We start from the raw sequence: 20,149 nt of genomic DNA, 5'->3' as shown, positions 1-20,149 counted from the left end.
TGGAAATACTGTTGGGCAATTTTATTCCACAAAATACACATTTTCCATTATAAAAGCTCTTTTTTATGCTTTTAATATCTCTGTTAGATCAAGGTATACGCAACTTTTGTAATAGGTACATGTTTTGAAACAAGTTTTTCAAAACATGTACTTATGTGAGTATACAAAGTTTTAAATAACAATATAGAGTTCTTAATCTTCTGGCTCAAAAGAGAACATGTTGATTTTAAGTCCGGTACTTTTCATATAATCTTCGGCTTCTTCAGCAATACTGTCATCATCGTCAGGATAGTACCAGTTAATTGTTACAGAACCTCCATCATCTTCGTACTTCTTCAATGCACGCAGTACATCTAATATTCCACGAGAAGAACTCGTATTGAAGTAAGTAAGTCTAAAATTAAAGGTAATCGCATTTTTTACCTCTTGAACATATTGCTCAATCCATTTGATGATTGTATTATAAAATTCGTCGGTGTCTTCAAGGTAAGATTCGCCAGAAATTTCACATTCACCCGTAGAAGCATTCAAATGTACAGTAGGGATGTAGAAAACACCGCTTTCACCTTTAATCTCTAAATCTTCCATTTTTTAATAATTATATATTATTATTTATTTTCGCCAAAATACAAGTTAATACAATTTTATTATAGCATAAGTTATACTAAAAGCGTACCATATTATTATGAAAATCTTGTAAAAAAAATACTTTATTTTTGTACAGTTAAAAATAACACAAAAAATGAATATTCATTGCTCATTTCAATAATTTTCATTTCAAAGCTATCTGCAGTCAATGCAGCCTGTACTAAGCCAATGCCTGCCTCACTGCTTTCATCATTATGATATGGGTGATCTCTAAGTTCACGCTTATAAGCCCTTAGCTCACTTCTTTCGAGTTCTTTTATTTTATGGCAACGTTCTTTCAGGTCAGAGGTGATTGTATTTTTAACCATATTCCCCACAATTACTTTGTAGTGCTCATCTTCATTTACAATAAAAATAGTCCCTACCCTGTTTTTGTCACCAAAAAGATTTATTTCACTGGAATAATATAGAACATTTTGGGCTAATTCCATAAAAATAGAAAATACTTTCTTTGAAGCCTTTCTGTTGCCCTGTATTTCTGCTCTTATATCCCTGCTCAACTCAGCAATAAGCATTGCTGTAATCGGTCCTTTATAAGAAAGAATGATATTCTCCTGATTGATCTGATCGTGATACTCAAAAAAGTTAAACTCCTTGGTAACCTCTTTACTCATAGTCATTTAAATATATTGCGAAGTAAACAAAAAAGAAAAAGATTCCCAAACAAATAGGCGAACTGTCATGAATGCCTTAAGAATCATTGGTTTATTACACTTTTATACCAACAATGGTAATATCATCTCGTTGTTCTGTATCTTGTTGATGTTCAGCCAACGCCTTTACTACAATTTTTCGTTGTTCATTCATAGACAAGTGTCCATGCTCTGCCAACATCTTACGAAACCGCTTTTCACCAAACTTTTTTCTTCTTGGGCTTGCACTATCCACAAAACCATCAGAAGTCAGGTACAAAGTATCATTTTTTTCTAACTCAAAAGTTTTATTTTCATAGTCTCGTTGCATGCCTTCCAGCCAGCCTCCTATCGACTCCATATCTCCGGTAATTCTTGTCAGTTCCCCTTCTCTTACCAAAAACACGGGACGTTTTGCCCCGGCAAAGGTCATTTCTATCTTATCATCGTCGCGGTATTCGAGCCTGCACAAACAGACATCCATTCCGTCGCGATTGCTCGTTTCTGACTGCATCAGTCTGGTTCTTATACCTTCGTGCATCAGCTGTAGTATACGGGCGGGGCTATACTTTTTTTGGTTATTCACAATCTCATTTAGCAGAGAATTGCCTATCATGCTCATAAATGCTCCAGGTACCCCATGCCCGGTACAGTCAACCACCGCAAGGAATGTAAACACCTGAAAGCCTGGCAACATTGCTTCGTCAGGATTTTTTGCTGCATCATTACGTATTTTTACTCGCCTCCTGGCTTGGGTAGTCCAGTAAAAATCGCCTGAGACAATATCTTTGGGTATAAACACGACAAAAGAATCTTCAAATAATTCTTTCATAGTATTTTTAGTGGGCAATATAGCCTGCTGAATATTTTGTGCATATTGAATACTTGACATGATCAAGCGATTCTTGCTTTCTATTTTTGACGATTCTTTTTGCAGCGCTTCCTGGGTAGACACCAACTCTTCCATGTTTTGGCGAAGTTCTTCCTCTTGTACCCTGAGAATTTCGGCCTGACGTTGAAAGTCTCTCAGCAATTGGCGAGCTTCAGTAATGTCAAAGGCAAGCATAATTATTTTAAACACCTGCCCTCGTTTATTTACAGCAGGAAAATAGGTAGCATTGAGCCATATTTCGTCTTCTTGCTGGCTAAACCTTTTGTATTCACCAGGTTGCAAAGACCCATTGCGTAAGTTGTCCCAAAAGAAATCGTATTCAAAAGAAGAGGCATAATGGGGAGCTACCAGCATTTGGTGATATAGTTCCCCAATTTGTTCATCGTCGTAGTAAAACAGTTCCAAAAAAGCTTTATTGGCACTGATCACTTTGCCATGCAAGTCATATTCGGCTTTGACAATGGGGCTATTGTCAATGGCTTTAATCTGACTGTTCAACTCAAGCTGGGTTTTTTCTATTTCCTCCTGAGTGGTCAATAGTTCTTCCATGTTCTGACGCATTTCTTCTTCTTGCGCCTCCATCATGTCGTTTTTGTCTCTGGCTTCTGCCAATGCACGCTCTACCTCTTGCTTGCTTTTCAGCATTTCTTCTTCTTTCAGGTGCAAGTTAGCATTGGCTGCTTTTAACTCTTCCTGTGCGTTTATGAGTTTATCCATTTGTACCTGCATCACCTCTTCATGTGCCTGTAGCTGATCGTTTTGCTCAATTTTTTCTGACAGAATTTTTTCCAGTTTCTTCTTTTGGGTCTCAATCATTTTGCTTTTTTGCTCTACTTCTTTTTGTGCAGCATTTAATTGATCGAGATGTTTTCTTAATATTTTTTCCTGCGACTTAAGTCTATAGTTTTTCTCTGTTTCAGTTTTTAACGAGGCTTCTATGATTTCTTTCTGCTCCTGAATTTTGGCAGTGTTTTCGTCTATTTTACGCTGTAGTATGGCACGTCGTTTTCGGTGATTTCTGGTACTTATTTTCATCACCAAAAATATGCCCAACCCTACGCCCAACACATACAAGGTGTACGCCCAAAACGTGCGATACCAAGGAGCAAGTATGACAAAAGTATATTGGGTGACCAAACTTTCGGAACCTTCGGCAGTGCGCGCCTTTACTTTAAATGTATAAGTGCCTTCTGGCAAATTTGTGTATTCTTTTTCAGTGTTTTTGTTCCACTGCGACCATTTTGTGTCAAAGTTTTCAAGTATGTGTTGGTATACAATGTCTTGTGAGTTTTGATAATAGGGCAAAGCAAATACAAATCTCAAAGAGTTGTTTTTGTAGGGTAGTGCTAACTTGTTTTGTTGATTTTGAACCTCTACAATGCGATGGTCATTGTTGGCAAACGCTCCACCAAAAAACACTGTGTCTTTTCCCATAGCATCTTCTTCTATTTTATGAATCAAGACGCGTAAACTGTCAGAAGCAACATTTGCTTTTTGCTTTGGATCATAAATCACAATGCCTTCCTGGGCTACAAACGCCACGCTCTGATCAGGTAGAGGCAATATTTGAGAAGGTTTGTGTACCTGGGGCAGATATTTTATTATAGGCTGGTTGTTTTTTGAGAATTTCAGCACCCCTGTTTTTACCTCAGTAGCAAACCACAAGTTTCCTTTTTGGTCTTGGGCGAGTGCTTCTATCACCTTGTTATGCAAAGGTGTGTTTTGCCAACGAGGATGGGGAGTAAATCTTTTTTGTTTTTCATCGAAAACATATACTCCTTTTTGAGTAGCAAAAACAACCTCATTACCCAACTTATGTACAGTGTTTTTAATATTTGAGGGTAACCCCTGTTTGGTGGTGTAAAGCACTTTTTGCTCCCATCTTGACAACGCAGCATTGAGCTTTAGTTTGTATACACCTTTAGTAAAGTGAGGAAGCCATATATTACCACTTTGATCGGCCATTAGCCGGGCAACCTTGTGACCAAACCCAGGCAACTTTTTGACAACTTCCCACTGCCCTTTGTCTTTGCTCCACCTTAGCAATAAAATTTTATTTTTAGCCAATGCCAGTAAATGCAAGCTATCGCCCGGCAAGCGAGTAAGCGACCTGACCACTACTTGAGGCAAAGCAACCTTCAATATTGAGTCCTGAGCATTGAGCAGGTTTTGAGAGTGGCCTACCAATAACTGATCTTTCCACAAAAACATCTCTTTCACATTGCCATTGGCAAGTGGTACACGTTCGAAAGCCTGGTTGTGTGCCCATCTTTTTCTGAACATACTCAAAGAAGTAGCCGCATACAATTTGTTATTGTGAAACAACAACTGATTAATTTGCCCTTGCAAACCTTGACGTTCATCTATCAAAGCATACGGAGCATTGAGCGCCATTTGAGTAATGCCCCGATTCATACCTAACCAAAGGTTCTCCCACCGGTCGCTGTGAAGCGCTAAAATACCATTGGAAAGCAATCCAGTATTTTTTTCAAAATGTCTGATTAAACGCCCAGTATTGCTTACAATTACCAACCCTATTTGTTTACTCCCAATGGCATAAGAACCATTTGACAATTGAATGGCACAGTTAACCTGTTGATTTTGCAGTAATGCGGCGTTTAATTTTTGCCAGGGAAGGAGTTTGCCCTCCCTTAGCACATAAAACTTAGCCGATTGACTGACTAAAAGTTGTTGGGTAAATTTATAAGGAAGGACTGCTGCCAGTGGTTCGTTAAGGGTGACAATATGCCTTAATTGGTTGGTAGCCACATCTAGTGCTAACAACTCGTTTTTTTGGCTTTGTACAAATCTTTGATTATTGGCTTCAAAAGCTTTGACAAATACCTTTGGGGCTGTTTTTATATGAGTAATTTTTTTATTTTGCCATTTAAATATGGCTTCTGACGTGATAAAGTAAATGCCTGCCTGGGTATCAAATATCTGGAGTACATCGCCAAAAGGCCGATGTGGTAAGGGTACCTTTTCAACCAATGATACATACTGCAAAGTACCTGCTTTGTCGGGCTGTAAATAGCCTAACTCATCTACTCCTCCTACGTATATTCTCCCCTTATTGTCGGCCTTCAGCGATTTTACCGGGCTTTGATTGGTCAAACTAATGAGTTGCCAATGTACCCCTTCAAACACCAGTACGCCTAATTGATTGCCAAAATACATTACTCCTCTTTTGTCTTGAGTAATTGCATAGTTTTGATAATCTGCCTTATATGTTTGTGCAGAGTAATTCTGCAAAAAAGGCAAACCAAACTGTGTAGATGTGGTATTTTGAGCCTCAACCGAAAAGAAGAAAAACCCTACAAAAATAACGCAAATCAGGTTTTTAATTATGCCCATTGAGATTGTATTCGGTTATTTATAATTGATTGTAATATTGGTGACTGAGTGTGCCAGTGAAAAAATAATACCAAATTTTAGTCAAACTTTCATTGTTTGATCCAAAATAGGAAAAAGCTGTATAAAAAAACAACCTTCCCCTTTTTTATTTCAAGTGATCATTCACGCAAACAAAAAGATACACAGCCCTTGACAAACTATGTACAATTCTTAACAAGCGTGCTTAAGTAAAGCGACAATTGTGTTATAACTGTCTGTGTTGCCTTTAATTTTTATCGTCGTGCTTCCTAAAAAATAGCTACATAGCCCTGCTATTCATCAATTTTGTAAGTTGCCTGACAATAAAAAATTTTCTAAAAACCGAACAATTATTTTGCCCACGTCACTAAGGAATGGTGTAAAAATAAAGTTCTATAGTAACGCCAAAATATTTTGTTGGCAGGAGAGGCTAAAAAACGCGGCATAGCAGCGCTACGGCAAGTTTTTTTAACGAATTCTGTCAGCGAAATATGACGTTAAAAATGTAAATTTATTTTGGTACTATTCCTCAATACTCCGCAGTGATTTTAGTCAAAGTTGTTTGCTGATTAACTTTGTTGAACTCGCCAGAGGCTCGGGTATCAGTCATTTATGAATTTAAAAACAATTTAATTGGGTGTTTAGTGATCTGGAAAAAATAAGATGTGCCAATTCAAGAAAATATATTGTTCTCAGACGATTCAAAAAAAACGGTGCATAGCCAAAGCTATGAAGCTTTTTTTTTGAGAAGAATGAGGGCAATAGATACACTTTAATGGCTCAAATTATTTATGAAAGATCACTTAGGCATAAAACCGAAACACTTTTAAAAATAAAGTGAGTATACAGTCTTAATATAAAATACTGGTTTACAGCATTTAACAAGGTGAACATTTACTCGAATCAGCTATGGACTATCGACTAAATACTTTTAACTACCGATTTCATAAGTACCCTGTTTATCAGTACTTTAATTTTATATTTTTTCTAGTTTCAAGCCCATTTTTCGGGCTTGTCTTTCTAAGGCTTTGAGTTTTCGTTTTCTGTTTTGCTCTTGATATTCCTCTGCTGTTTTTCCCCGATATGGTGTTTTGTATTTCATCATATTGTAAAAAATAGTAGCTAGTTTTCGGGCAACTGCCTGAACAGCAATCCCTGAACCTTTTCTAAGACTTAGGTTCCGATATAAGGCTCCCAAGTGACATTTGCTATTATTGAGCCCCCAAGCAGCTAATTAAATGCTTGATGTATCCGACTGTTATTCATATTTTTAAAATGCCCCAAGAGTTTATCTCCTGATATTTTTCTTCTGGGTGCAAGCCCTGCCCAACTCGTGAAATGTTTAGCATTTTTCCAATGACTCATATCAATTCCTGTTTCTGCTAAAATGTTGATAATCGTATTTTCTGAAAAACCATCTACTTCTGTTAAATCGACCCCAGTAATATCTTTGAGATAAGAAGCAGAATCAAATGAATATTCATTCTTCCTCTTTGTTTTTTTTTTACTCGGCTTTGCCAATCTTCCTTTGCCACAATTTCTCCTGTATCCCATTTATGGAGTATTTGCTCTATTTCTGTCTCACATTCATTGATTTGTTTCAGGACAAAATCATAGGCACTAAGCGCTTGTTGGAGAGAAAATAAGTGCGCTTTACGAAAGTTCCCTTCAAGTGATAAAGTAAACTCTTCTTTGGTGGCTTTGAGTGTTTTATTATGAAGTTTTGCCAGTTCTACACTGGAGTGCTCTCCTGCTGCAATAGCACGAATAACCTTCATTCCTAGTTTACCTTCAATATCTGAATCACATTCTGTATTTTGACATTCATCAGCTGCAAGGCTTTACCTACATGTTGCATGTGTTGCACTTTTTGCTTGGTCAATTGTTGCCGCTGGCGTACATAGGTGCGAAACTCTCTGACATCCTGTGTAGGAATAAAAGAAGCAGGCAATAATCCATAACTATGTAATGTATGTATCCAACTACAATCAGAAACATCACTTTTGCGTCCACTTACATTTTTAGGATAACGAGCGTTTACTAAGACCACATCAAAACCTCTGTCCTCAAGAATTTCATATAAACTTTGCCAATATATACCTGTGGCTTCCATTGCCACACTTTCTATCCCCAGTTCACTAAACCAATCTGCCATGCGATGCAAGTCTGCGGTAAAAGCACCAAAGTTTCTGATGTTATCTTTTGTCAGGTGTGGTGAAACAGCTGTATAATGTATATTGTTTGCAATATCTACCCCGGCCACTTTTAACCTAACCTTGGTTAGCTCATCAGACAAATTCACCTTTTTAGAGGCTTTGCTACTTTTTATTTTAGTCTCCGATTTTTTCATCACAGATTAATGCACTAAATTGAACCTTTATTGAGTAAAAAGAGGGTTTGACAATAGGTTATATACATGTAATATTCTTTTAAGCGGGGTAAAGTCTCTGTCAAGACTTTCCACCATTAGGGGAATCATTGAACCTATTTGCACCAAGCTTTTAAGCGAGCTTTAAAGCATCACTGCACTAACGGTGTCTGACAAACCCTCTTCTTTACAAATATCTATACTATTTGAAGTAATCAAATAATACTGCAACTTAATAAGCTACTTGTCTTGGCTATACGAATCCTTAGGTAGTTGCCTGGGGAACAGGCAAACCTGTCGGGGCTTTTAACTAACAAATTCATAAATCACTGAAAATAAGTATACTATGATTTTGTTAGTTGTCTCTGGAACAGGAGGCAACTTGAAGCACCGATATGTATCGGTATCTAAGGACTTGTTGCTTAAAGCTTGCTCCTGTCGGTGCTATGGACTATTGATTCCTAAGCTAGAGCTTCTTTCATTACTTCTTCTATAGGTTTGGTATGCTCAAACAAAGACACCAAATGCTGAATCACCTTGTCTACCAGCGAGTCGGGGCAAGAAGCTCCTGCAGTGACCAATAGTCTTACTTTTTCCTTGTCAGGAATAAAAGGCGAAGTGGTTTGCTCTTGTTTGGTATGAAAGTTAAAATGTTGGATGGTGTGTTTTGACTCAATTTTACGCTCAGAATTGATAAAATAAGTGGGCAGTTTTTCTTCGCATAACTCAGCCAAATGGGTGGTATTAGAGCTATTGTACCCTCCTATGACAATTGCCAGGTCAGCGTCTTGCTCTAACAAACCATAAGTAGCCCGTTGGTTGTCGTTGGTAGCATAACACAGTGTATCTCTGGTATCGGCAAAATGTTGCTTGACCTGGTCTTTGCCGTATTTGTCTACCATTGTCTGGCGAAAATAATCGGCAATATCCTGGGTTTCGGACGCCAACATAGTGGTTTGGTTAACTACACCTACCTTCTGCAAATCACGGGAGGGGTCAAAGTTTTCAGAAAAACGAGAAGCAAACAAGGTATAAAACTCTTGGGGGCTTACTTCTCCCTTGATTACTCCAACAAGCTTTTGGGCTTCCTCCATATTTTGAATAATAATTGCCGGGGCTTCGCTTTTGCTGTGCGAAAAAGTAGCACGGGTTTCTTCGTGGTTGGCTTTTCCATGAATAATCACGGTATAATCTTTTTGCCCCAGTTTTGCCGAAGTTTTCCATACCTTCTCTACAAAAGGACAGGTAGTGTCATACTTCTCGGTTTCGATGCCCATTTTTTTCAGGCGTTCTTCTATCTCTATGGTAGTACCAAATGCCGGAATCAAGACAATATCTTCGGCAGTGATTTCTTCCCAGGGAATGAGCTGTTCGCCTGAGGTATTCATAATAAAGCGAATGCCTCTTGACTGTAGGTCGTCGTTTACCAACGGATTATGGATCATTTCGCTTAATAAAAATACCCGCTTATCGGGGTTTTCTTCCACAGTTCGATAAGCAATTTCTACGGCGTTCTCAACGCCATAACAAAAACCAAAATGGCGGGGCACAAAAACTTGCACGCTACCAAAGTCAAGCCCAAAAGGGGAAAAATCTTGTTTACGTGGGTCGGTTTCTTTGCGTATTTGCTTTACCTGACCAATGATAGGGCTACGATAAAATTCGGGTATATCAAATTGTTTCATTAGAATGTCTTTTTTAAAATAAGCAACAAGTTTTTAGCCATCAACAGCAAGTAAAGGCATAAGCTTAGGTGCACAATACTAGTGCATCAGGCACTAAATATGTAAAGCACTATTTCGCGCCTTTTGTTCACTAGCTTCTCTTAAAAAACATCCCATAGCTACGGCTATGCTCAATTAGCCTTTGGCAGGGCTCGGCACAGCAAAGCTGTAGCCATCGGTTTTTGAAGATCGCCAGTAACCAAAACCGAGCTTTTCGCGAGCTCAACGTAGTTAATTCATCAAAACCTCTACTTTACCTACTTAGAAGCTAGAGTACTAGTACAACGGGAACTAAATTCCTAATGATTTATTCAGCGACTTTTGCCCTCTTACTTCATCGCCAAAAAGTTAGATAGCTAAGGTTCCGATATGCATCGGAATTCAAAAAGCGAACTATCCGCCATTTTAACGATTCGTTAGAGAACAAAATCCATCCAAATTAATTCATTATTTACTTAATCCCCATTGTACTAGCGTGCTGTCTTATTACTTATAAAAGGTGAGTAACAAGCCATTAGACTTTGGTACTTTCTTGAAAATAACCAATAAATGACCAATAGGTTTGATTATTTGGCAACGAAGATAGAAAAGTTTGTTTGAATAGATAGAGAATCAATCACTATACCCCTGCTGCCCTATTTATTGTAACAAATTTTGTAACAATTTACAGGTACAATGTGTTAGCCGCACTAAATACAACTTTAGCATAAAGACTTTTAATTAAAAAAGTTAGATTCTCAAATTTTTAGGTTGTAGTTTTGCCTTTATTTTGGTTTTAGGCTGATAATGCTTACTTCAAGACACAGCTAAACCTCTGTTAAACAAGCAATTAAAGTGGCATAATGAATATACCAACATTAGTAGGAAGTTTAGGCGTGGGTAATTTAGGACACCTGTTTGTGATCATTGCTTTTGTTTCGGCAATAGTAGCATCGTTGAGTTATTTTTTTGCAGCACAAATGCAAAAAAACGAACCTAATAATCAAACTCAACTTAAAATAGACAGTTGGAAAAGATTCGCCCGGGTATTTTTTTATATACATGGCATAGCGGTGATGGGTACCGTATTTTGTCTTTTTTATATCATTTATCACCACCAATATCAATTTTATTACGTCTGGAATCACTCTGCCAACAGTTTGCCTATCCACTATATGGTATCGGCATTTTGGGAGGGGCAAGAAGGTAGCTTCTTACTCTGGATATTTTGGCATGTGATATTAGGCGTGATACTTATTAGAGTAAATAAGTTTTGGGAAGCTCCCATGATGAGTGTCTTTGCATTGGTGCAGGCTTTTCTGATGTCAATGATTTTGGGAGTAGTCATATTTGGTTCCAAATTGGGTAGTAACCCTTTTATCACCCTCTGGGATGCTGGCATTGTGCCTGACAGCAGTATGGTACCCAAAGATGGTACTGGCTTGAATCCCCTGTTACAAAACTATTGGATGGTGATCCACCCTCCTACCCTGTTTTTAGGTTTTGCACTTACATTGGTGCCTTTTGCTTATGTAATTGCGGGTTTGTGGCAAGGCAAATACCAAGACTGGGTTCGTCCTGCTTTGCCTTGGGCATCGGTAGGTGGTGCTATTCTTGGCGTGGGTATTCTTATGGGGGGTTATTGGGCATACGAAACCCTTAACTTTGGGGGATACTGGAACTGGGACCCGGTAGAAAACGCCGTATATGTTCCCTGGCTTATCCTTATTGCCTCGTTGCACACAATGATTGCTTTTAAAAGAAGTAATATTGCGCTGAAGGCTTCTATCATTCTCAACATTGCCACTTTCGTTTTAATTCTTTATTCTACCTTTCTTACCCGTAGTGGTATATTGGGCAATGCGTCGGTACACTCTTTTACTGATTTGGGTCTTTCGGGTCAATTACTGATCTACCTGCTCACCTTTGCGATCTTGTCTATTATATTGGCGGCACGTCACTGGCGACATATCCCCACGACTCAAGAAGAGCTAAAAACTTATTCTAAGGAGTTTTGGATTTTTATTGGAGCACTTACCTTATGTCTGGCGGGCTTTCAGGTAATCATTTCTACGTCGTTGCCTGTGTTTAACAAAATAGCCGAAGCTTTTGGTTTTACTTCTAACCTGGCACCTCCTGAGCCCGACCATTACAACAAGTTTCAAATTTGGGGAGGGGTTTTGGTCGCCATATTTTCAGGCATTGGGCAGTTTTTATGGTGGCAAAAGCCTGACAGAGCCAAGATCAAAAATGACTTGTTGGTGAGCCTCACCATTACTTTTTTGTTTGCCTCGTTGTTTATCATTATTGCCCGAAGCACCGGAGTAGGGCTTGTGATGGAACCTTCGGCAACAGTAAGGGCCAAAGAGTCTATTTTTGCCAAATTGGTTTCTGGTCAAAGCCTGCGTTTTTATACTTACCTTCTGCTTTTTACTGCGGGTACATTTTCTATTGTATCCAACATCACGGTATTGGGGCGTTTGCTCAAAGCACGCAGTTACAAACTTTCGGGAGGAGCCATTGCCCATATAGGCATTGCCATGATGTTGATTGGAATGCTGTTTTCGGCCGGATACTCAAATACCCTGACCAAAAACCTGACAGGAAAACTAAGAACCAAAAAGAATGACAAGGCATCGCAAGACTTTAATAAAAACCATGTCACCCTTTACCTGAATCAACCTACTCCTATCAAGGGTTATCAGGTAACCTATAAGGGCAATTATGCTGATGTAAAGGGGTTTCCTGAGTATGTCAAACAAACTAATTTGTTTCCTATAGATGTAGACAAGGCATTGGCCAGAGAAAACCTAAGCTACAAAGGCAAGCTTTTCTTTGAAGAGGGCGACACGGTGAGCATTCACCCACAAAACGTGTACTATCGTTTAGATTACCGCGATGAAAAGGGTAAAATGTTTACCATGTATCCTAAGGTACAGTTTAGCTCTGCCGAAAATGCGGCTGCTTCGCCTGATATTCACCGCGAACTAGACCGCGATTTGTATACTTATTTGTCTAACATTTACCCTGATCCTTTTAAGGGGCGTGACTGGAAGCCTTTGAAAAAAATGAAGGCGAAGGTAAAAGATACCTTATACATCAACGACTACATTGCGGTGTTTGACGGAACCACCGAAATGAACACCAAAGAGTTGGCGCCATTCAGAAAAGTAAAAAAGGATCACTCGGTGCCAGATGTAGGCATAAAAACCATCCTAAGTGTATTGGACAAGGACAAAAAAACCTACTCAGTGGCTCCACTATATGTAATTGCAGGCAAACAAATCAATAACCCAAGCGATGTAGTAGAAGAGTTGGGGCTTGAAGTAGCCATCCAGAAGATTAACCCTCAGACAAGTGAGTTTACTTTTGGCATAAGAAACAGTGATTCCAGCAATGCCCAAAGCACTTTGCCAGTAACGCTCAATGCCAAAGTGAAAGACACGCTAAGTTTCAACAATTATGAAATTGTGTTTGACAAAGTGGTTAACCTCTCTCCTAAAGAAATCAAACAATTAACCGGAGCCAAGGGTATCAAAGCTAATATTACGGTGTTGGGCAAGGGTTTTAAACCTTATAAAATGTCACCTTCTTATATAATGGTAGGCGGCAAGGTAGGCAAAATGCAGGATGTATCTTCTGAGTTGGGGATTAGGATGTTTATTGATAAAATAGATGCCGAAACCGGAGAATTTACTTTTGGTATCAATACTACTGACCGCAAAGACCATGTAGTAATGAAGACCATGGCCAAGCCATTGATTAATGTGTTGTGGTTGGGTACTTTTGTGCTGGTGTTTGGCTTTGGTATTGCCACTCGTCGTCGTTATGTAGAGTTTAAGAAGATGCGAGACAAAGGAATAGAATAGTAAAAGCTGGAGTATGATTTAAGCAATGAATTTGTATCATAAAAAAAAACACCTGTCATAAACATTATGACAGGTGTTTGCACCTTAACTAAGCTGTTACTAACGTATAAAATTTATAAATATTTTTAGTTTCTGTATATCAAGATATTAACTTCAAAATTCGTAATGATTTTTGACATTATTTGGTGATAGGTCACTTACTCAAACTAACTTTAATAAATGGTGAGCCAGCGGTTGCTATCCATTATGATCGTGTATATTTCTTTGCTCACATTCTATTACTAAAAGGCAGGTGGGTAAAATATGTACTCAGAAAAAAAGTTTTTTTTTGAAAAACAGGGTAAGAAAACAACGCACTTGAAGAAACGCTACATTATTGCTTCCAGGTATTCTGAACAACCATCATACATTTCAAAAAACGACCCAAAAGTGTAAGCAAAGCACTAAAAAAAGCCCTCTTGAGTGATCAAAAGGGCTTATGTCAAGAAAGAATACCAGGATTAAATTTAAGATGGAATGAGGGTAAATGACAGCGTCACCTGGCCAGTTTTTCCTGTTTCACTGGTTGTATATTTCAACTGACTAGCACTAATGCTTACCGCCGAAAGTGTGGTAGTAGCTCCTTCTGTTTCATTGAGGGTAATAGTGGTTTCATCAGTGGTAATACTCCAGGTACCTTCGGTATTATTGCCTTGATGATCTATCAGGGTAAAAACCTTATTACCATCAGACTCTGTTAAAACTAAGAAGTAACTGCTGTACTCACTGGTGACATCCAGGTTGCCCTCCATTACAGAGGATACTTTCCAGGTTTTGAGTAAATTTTGGTTTGTAGCTCCACCTCCTGGTGGAGTAGGCGTAGGAGCAGGGTTATCATTGCCACCTTTCTTACAAGCCTGTGTAAAAACCATTACCAGGGCGATTATTGAGAATAAAAAAATCTTTTTCATTTGATAATTCATTGTTAGTTAATCATTTAAAGTTTTACTATACGACGCAATACAGTCTCTTTTCCTATATAAATTTTTACCAGGTAGTTTCCTGAGGACAACTCCTTCATTGGTAATACCAGGCGCCCATTTTCCAGCGTTCGTTTGGCTGCCAATACCGCTTTGCCTTTATTATTGAACACTACAACTTTTACCTGATTGCTACTCACCTTGCCTTTTACTTCCATGGTCATATTAGCCACAAATGGATTGGGGAATAGCAGTAGTTGGGCTTCTTTGAGGTTTTGAGGGAGCCCAGTAACATCGCCCACCGTAAAATCGGTGGCGCTGGTAGCAGTCTCGAAATTTACTGTTACCGTGATTTTTCCAGTAGTGGCTAAAAGTGGTACCGAGGTTTTGATTTCGGTGGGAGTAGCAGAAGTAACAATGGCTGGCATACCATTAAATTCTACCAGGTTACCCAATGGGTTACTGCTAAAGTTAGTTCCAGTAATGGTTACATTGGTGCCTTCTCCTCCCTGACTTGGAGTAAAGCTGGTAATGGTAGGAGCAGTAGGTGACGACGAGTTCACGATAAAATCGGTAGCACTGGTAGCAGTCTTGAAGTTTACTCTTACCGTGATTTTTCCAGTAGTGGCTCTAGACGGCACCGAGGTTTTGATTTCGGTGGGGGTGGCAGAGATAATAGTAGCCGATCTACCATTGAATTTTACAGTGTTATACAAGCGAGTACTACTGAAGTTAGTTCCGGTAATAGTCACTGTAGTTCCTTTACCTCCCCGCTCTGGAGTAAAACTGGTAATGGTAGGATCAGTAGATATCACCGTAAAGTCGGTGGCACTGGTGGCGGTTTGCCCATAAACCTCTACGGTAATTTTTCCGGTGGTAGCACCTCTAGGCACCGTAGCTCGGATTCGAGTACCAGTGGCATAGTCTATGGTAGCCTCTATTCCGTTAAACTTCACTGTATTATCTTGCCTGGTACTACTAAAATTGGTTCCTTCAATCGTCACGTAGGCACCTTTTTTTCCCTTATCTGGGGTAAAGCGGGTAATTGTAGGAGCAGGGTATGTTACGGTAAAATCTCCCGTACTCAATGCGGTTTCGTCGTTTACTTCTACGGTGATTTTCCCGGTGCTGGCGCGCGAAGGCACGGTTACTTCTAATGTGGTAGCCGTAGCCGCAGTGACGGTAGCCACTCTGCCATTGAACGTGACCGTATTCTTGGCGGTGATGGTGCTAAAGTTACGTCCTCTAATAGTTACTTTGGTTCCTACTGAGCCCTGGCTTGGGGTAAAACCCGATATTTGAGGAGCATTGGCGGAGAGAATCACAGAGAAATTGGTGGCACTGCGAATGGTGATGCCATTGACTGTCAACGTGATTTTGCCAGTAGTGGCACCCACCGGTACGGTTACTTGTAGCTCGGTAGGGGTAGCCGCAGTGACGATGGCTGTTTTCCCGTTAAGCTTCACTGTATTGTTGGCAGCAGTGGGGCTAAAGTGAGCCCCTTTGATGGTTACCTTAGAACGAATGGCTCCTTTATCGGGCGTGAAGCTGGTGATAGTAGGGGGGAAAATAACCGTGAAGTCAGTGGCGCTAGTAGCAGTTTTGCCATTCACTTCTACACTCACTTTTCCGGTAGTAGCCCCTGTGGGTACCTTCACTTGCAACGCAGTGGTAGTAGACGAGATAACGGTGGCTGCTTTTCCATTGAATTTAACCGTATTATTGGCGGCGGTGGTACTAAAGTTTTTACCTCTAATGATCATATTGGTTCCTACCAAACCACGAGCAGGTGTAAAACTTGTGATGGTAGGCGGCAAAATAAAATTGTTTGTACTAACGGCAGTTTCGTCGTTTACTTCCACAGTAATTTTTCCGGTAGTAGCTCCTGTGGGTACCTTTACTTGCAACGCAGTGGTAGTAGCCGCAGTGACAGTAGCTGTTTTTCCATTAAACTTGACCGTATTGTTGGCGGCGGTGGCACTGAAGTTAGCTCCGTTGATGGTTACGTTGGTTCCTTCGGGACCACTGGTAGGGGTAAAACTGGTAATTCGGGGGGCATTGGCCGATAGCACCACGGTAAAGTTGGTGGCGCTGGTAATGGTTTCGCCGTTGGCTGTCACGGTGATTTTGCCGGTAGTGGCACCTACAGGTACGCTTACCTGTAGTTCGGTGGCGCTGGCTGCGTTTACAGTGGCTGTTTTTCCATTAAACTTGACCGTATTGTTGGCGGCTACGGGGTTAAAATTGGCACCTTTGATGATCACCAGGCTGCGTATAGCCCCTTGAGCTGGGGTAAAACTTGTAATGCTGGGAGGAACAACCACTGTAAAGTTGTTGTTACTAGTCACTGTTTCGCTCTTGACAGTGACGCTCACTTTTCCGGTAGTGGCACCTACAGGTACCCTTGCCTTCAGTTCGGTGGGGGTAGCCGAAGTAATGGTCGCTTTGATCCCGTTGAACTTGACTTCGTTGTTGGTGGCAGTAGTACTAAAACCACTTCCTTTGATGGTTACGTTGGTTCCCACCCTGCCCCGGACCGGGCTAAAACTGGTAATGGCAAGCGGAGGCGGAGGGGCAAAGGCGTATACCTGTCCAGTAGCGGGGCGTGAGTTGAGCCCCCCGTTTTCGTTGGTTGAACTAACTGTGGGAGATGTACTGACATCTTGTAAGGACAAAAAGCTTTGTATCCCAGTGTTTTCACCCGTGATTCCAATAGAAGCACCACGATAATTACTGTGTAAATATGATCCTTCTCGCCGATAGATAAATTCAATTTTCCCGCTGGCTTCGTACAGTTTTACCTGAACACTAATCGTGATAATACGATTGTACCAATAAGCTTTTAGCCATTCCACAGTCAAAGTCCGGTTGCCGACAATGCCCTCGGTTTTGTAAGAAACCAAACCATTATACAGGCTTAAGTCATCCCACAATGGAGCAATGATGGGGCGCTTTCCTTTTAGTCCATTTCTAAGGTTATTGTCCCAAGATGAACTAGTCAAATGAGTACTGCCCTGTCCCAGGGTGATAAAACCATCGGTAGATATTGCAAATTTATCATAGGTTTTGCTGGCGTACTTAAAAGGAAAACCTATGGAATAGTTATTTCCATAGGCACTACCTGTACTAAAATCTAGAAGTGAAGTAGCATTGACCAAGGGAGTGAAGGTTCCCTGGTAAGCCCTAAACTTGTAATTCATCACTTTTTGGGCGTGTAGTATGCCTGTACAGCAGACAATGGCCCATAATAGTAGAATATATCGTTTTTTCATGTTTTGGATTGTAATTAGAGTTTGAATCGTGGTCATCACTCCTGAAGCGATCAATGATTTGTAAACCTTGTCAAAGGTGTTGTTTACCATTTATTCACTGAATGTTAAAAATTTAACAGGCTGATGAAGCAGCAATGACCATTTCGTGTTTTAATAGTTATTGTAAATATTTATTTGTTGAATTATGTCAAAACTCTAGTCGCGGGCAACCTCTGAAAAGACGCAGGAGCTCCTCAAAAAAGGGGCTCCCTGTCACTTAACTACCGAAGTTTTCTTGATAGTATTACACTTTCTGTTGTCTGAAAATCAAGTGCTTATATTTTGTTGGAGTTATAAAAAACTTTTTTTGGATTTTTTCTCACTTGTTGGGGGGTACTTTAGTAGCAAGTAGGCTTAAGTTTGAAGTGCAGCCAATCATTTTATAGGGGATTTTTTCTCTATATCATTGGTGTGTAGCAACACTGAACGACGCCCGATGGGGTGTAATAAGAAAGGAATTTGAGCAGTGCTTGGCCAAGCTTGTCAAGCTTAGGAGCATGGGGCTATTGTCTTCATTGTGGCATGCTTTTCTATTACAGCAAGCAGTTATTTGTCCTTCTCTCTCCTTGTTTTTTACCTTTGGAAAAAAAATGAAATAGGGCATCTATTTTGGCGTATTTCGCCCTAATAGATGCCCTAACTAAGCTGTTACTAACATATAAAATTTCAATCTGTTTTTTGAGCACCACTTGGGTGCTTTAATGTTTTGGCTACCTCGGCTACCTCATAGGTAGCTTTTTTTATTGATAAATGTTGGTTTGAGAGGTTTGGGGTAGTTTTTTTGTCTTTGATCAATTCTGCTGCCAGTAGCAGCATAAACATTAACAAAACTCCTGTAATAGCTCCTAATAAACGATTGGTAGTGGTAGGTTGAGTGTTCATATTTTTTTTGCCTGTGTTCTACATAAAAGAGTAAAAGAGCCGCCTTTTGTACCCTGAAAAAATTATTTTTTTTCACCCTGTGCCAGGCGGAAAACGTAAACATTTGATAGTCAAACCTTTACTTTTACACATAAAAAAGCCAGCGATCAAGCTGGCTCCTTCTATGGTCATTTGCTTTAGAAATATTATACCTTAGCCACCTTGTGCATTGCCTTTATCAAACGGTCAAGGTCACGGGTGGTGGTAAAAACGTTGGGACTGACTCTGATACCTTTTACCTGAGGCAAGTTGACCCTCAGTGCATGGATACGGTGCTTGCTACTTAAAAAAAGTGACAGGTCATAAGAAGTCATTTTATCATAACTAAAATGTGCCACCCCACAAGACCTTTCTGCGGCTGTGGGAGTATTGATTTGTACACCAGGTAAATCTTTGATGCCTCTGATCCAATAGTTTTTCAAATACCTTAAACGCTTCTCTTTGAGGGCACTGCCTATATGATGGTGAAAATCGATGGCACTGCTTATGCCCAGTTGAGCCGCTGTCATGATGGTGCCTACGTGCTCAAACTTACCTACGTTATCGCTGGTGGGGTCAGGGGCACCATACAAAGGGTATACTTTAGCTACACTGCTTTTGCGCCCATAGAGCATTCCGGTGCCAAACGGTGCACATAGCCACTTGTGCAAACTAGTCGCAAAAAAATCGCAGCCCAGGTCAGGAATATTAAAATCGAGATGGGCAAATGTTTGGGCACCGTCTACCAAAGTCAACACGTTTTTTTCACGGGCAACATCACAGATCTTTTTTACGGGCAATATCAACCCGGTCCAATTGATCATATGGGTAATGTTTATTAACCTGGTGCGTGGGGTAATGGCCTTAGCAAACTGCTCAACAATGGCTGCCTCATTGCTTTCAACCAAGTCAAGATCGAGCCACACCAGCTTTATTTTATCTCGTTTTGCCAACTGTTCGTAGGCTATTTTTACCGACGAATAATCTTGTTTGGTCAAAATAATCTCGTCACCTGGTTGCAGGTTTAGGCCAAAAATAACGTGATACATAGCCATAATGGTATTTGCCTGCAGCGCTATATCGCTGCTATCGCAACCCGCCAAATCAGCTAGTTTTTGTTTGACAATCACCAAATCCTGGCGCAACATCCTGTTGGCATAATAAGTAGGGGCACCATTGGCCATTTTGTTGTAGCTTTCTACGGTTTGTTGTACTCCCTTGGGCTGCGGACACAACCCGGCGCTATTGAGGTAAAGCAAGTTAGATGAGACACTAAAAGCCTGTTTTATTTGTTGCCATAGTTTTTCGTTAGTCACGGCTACCTCTTCAGGCAATGATTTAAATTGTTGCCAGGCATCTTGCATAGCCACAGCATCGGCTTTTCCAGGCAAGCTTGCTAAAGAAAAAGTACCCAGGGTGGCAGTCAGGCGTTTAATGAAATTTCTTCGGTTTTTATTATTCATGGCTTTTACAGAAGTATACTTTCACTTTTGGT

At 40.1% G+C, this 20,149-nt stretch carries 13 protein-coding genes; 1 reads left to right on the top strand and 12 read right to left on the bottom strand.

Going from position 1 to position 20,149, the window contains the following annotated elements:
* Positions 1-192: 192 nt before the first annotated feature.
* The 8 genes from M23134_RS12225 to M23134_RS12205 form a co-directional block, all read right to left on the bottom strand.
* A complete protein-coding gene (locus tag M23134_RS12225; RefSeq protein ID WP_002696438.1) occupies positions 193-588 on the bottom strand; it encodes a DUF1987 domain-containing protein in 396 nt (131 codons plus the stop codon).
* Between the two features lie 122 nt (positions 589-710).
* Positions 711-1,262 carry a SiaB family protein kinase gene (locus M23134_RS12220; RefSeq protein ID WP_002696435.1) on the bottom strand — a complete coding sequence of 184 codons (552 nt, stop codon included), beginning with the start codon at positions 1,260-1,262 and terminating at the stop codon, positions 711-713.
* Positions 1,263-1,356: 94 nt separating this feature from the next.
* A complete protein-coding gene (locus tag M23134_RS12215; protein WP_002696433.1) occupies positions 1,357-5,526 on the bottom strand; it encodes a SpoIIE family protein phosphatase in 4,170 nt (1,389 codons plus the stop codon).
* Positions 5,527-6,520: 994 nt separating this feature from the next.
* Entirely contained in the window at positions 6,521-6,649 is a 129-nt protein-coding gene (locus M23134_RS42485; RefSeq protein WP_262492903.1) for a hypothetical protein, read from the bottom strand.
* A gap of 125 nt (positions 6,650-6,774) precedes the next feature.
* On the bottom strand, positions 6,775-7,065 hold the full coding sequence (locus M23134_RS42705) for a transposase (protein ID WP_082226559.1): 291 nt from the start codon (positions 7,063-7,065) through the stop codon (positions 6,775-6,777).
* Complete coding sequence (locus tag M23134_RS42060) at positions 6,972-7,322, bottom strand: hypothetical protein (protein ID WP_002696424.1); 351 nt, start codon at positions 7,320-7,322, stop codon at positions 6,972-6,974. The genes M23134_RS42705 and M23134_RS42060 overlap by 94 nt, the downstream gene beginning before the upstream one ends.
* A gap of 2 nt (positions 7,323-7,324) precedes the next feature.
* Positions 7,325-7,894, bottom strand: coding sequence for an IS110 family transposase (locus M23134_RS41085; protein WP_002696422.1), 570 nt, complete (start codon positions 7,892-7,894; stop codon positions 7,325-7,327).
* Positions 7,895-8,373: 479 nt separating this feature from the next.
* Entirely contained in the window at positions 8,374-9,597 is a 1,224-nt protein-coding gene (locus tag M23134_RS12205) for a 4-hydroxy-3-methylbut-2-enyl diphosphate reductase (protein ID WP_002696419.1), read from the bottom strand.
* 881 nt (positions 9,598-10,478) lie between these two features.
* Here M23134_RS12205 and ccsA point away from each other — a divergent pair.
* Positions 10,479-13,484: a cytochrome c biogenesis protein CcsA gene (gene ccsA / locus M23134_RS12200; protein ID WP_002696418.1), complete on the top strand. Its 3,006-nt coding sequence runs from the start codon at positions 10,479-10,481 to the stop codon at positions 13,482-13,484.
* 506 nt (positions 13,485-13,990) lie between these two features.
* Here ccsA and M23134_RS12195 read toward each other — a convergent pair.
* The 4 genes from M23134_RS12195 to M23134_RS12180 form a co-directional block, all read right to left on the bottom strand.
* Positions 13,991-14,434, bottom strand: coding sequence for a lipocalin family protein (locus tag M23134_RS12195; RefSeq protein ID WP_075164021.1), 444 nt, complete (start codon positions 14,432-14,434; stop codon positions 13,991-13,993).
* Between the two features lie 26 nt (positions 14,435-14,460).
* Positions 14,461-17,715, bottom strand: a complete 3,255-nt coding sequence (locus tag M23134_RS12190) for an IPT/TIG domain-containing protein (protein WP_198145010.1) — start codon at positions 17,713-17,715, stop codon at positions 14,461-14,463.
* A 705-nt stretch (positions 17,716-18,420) separates the two neighbouring features.
* A complete protein-coding gene (locus tag M23134_RS12185) occupies positions 18,421-18,636 on the bottom strand; it encodes a hypothetical protein (RefSeq protein WP_002696412.1) in 216 nt (71 codons plus the stop codon).
* Positions 18,637-18,821: 185 nt separating this feature from the next.
* The gene (locus M23134_RS12180) at positions 18,822-20,117 is read right to left on the bottom strand and encodes an aminotransferase class V-fold PLP-dependent enzyme (protein WP_002696409.1); all 1,296 of its coding nucleotides are present in this window, start codon (positions 20,115-20,117) and stop codon (positions 18,822-18,824) included.
* Positions 20,118-20,149 lie beyond the last annotated feature (32 nt).

The organism is Microscilla marina ATCC 23134 (genome assembly GCF_000169175.1).
GTDB lineage: Bacteria > Bacteroidota > Bacteroidia > Cytophagales > Microscillaceae > Microscilla > Microscilla marina.
This window is presented reverse-complemented; position numbering and strand designations above follow the sequence as displayed.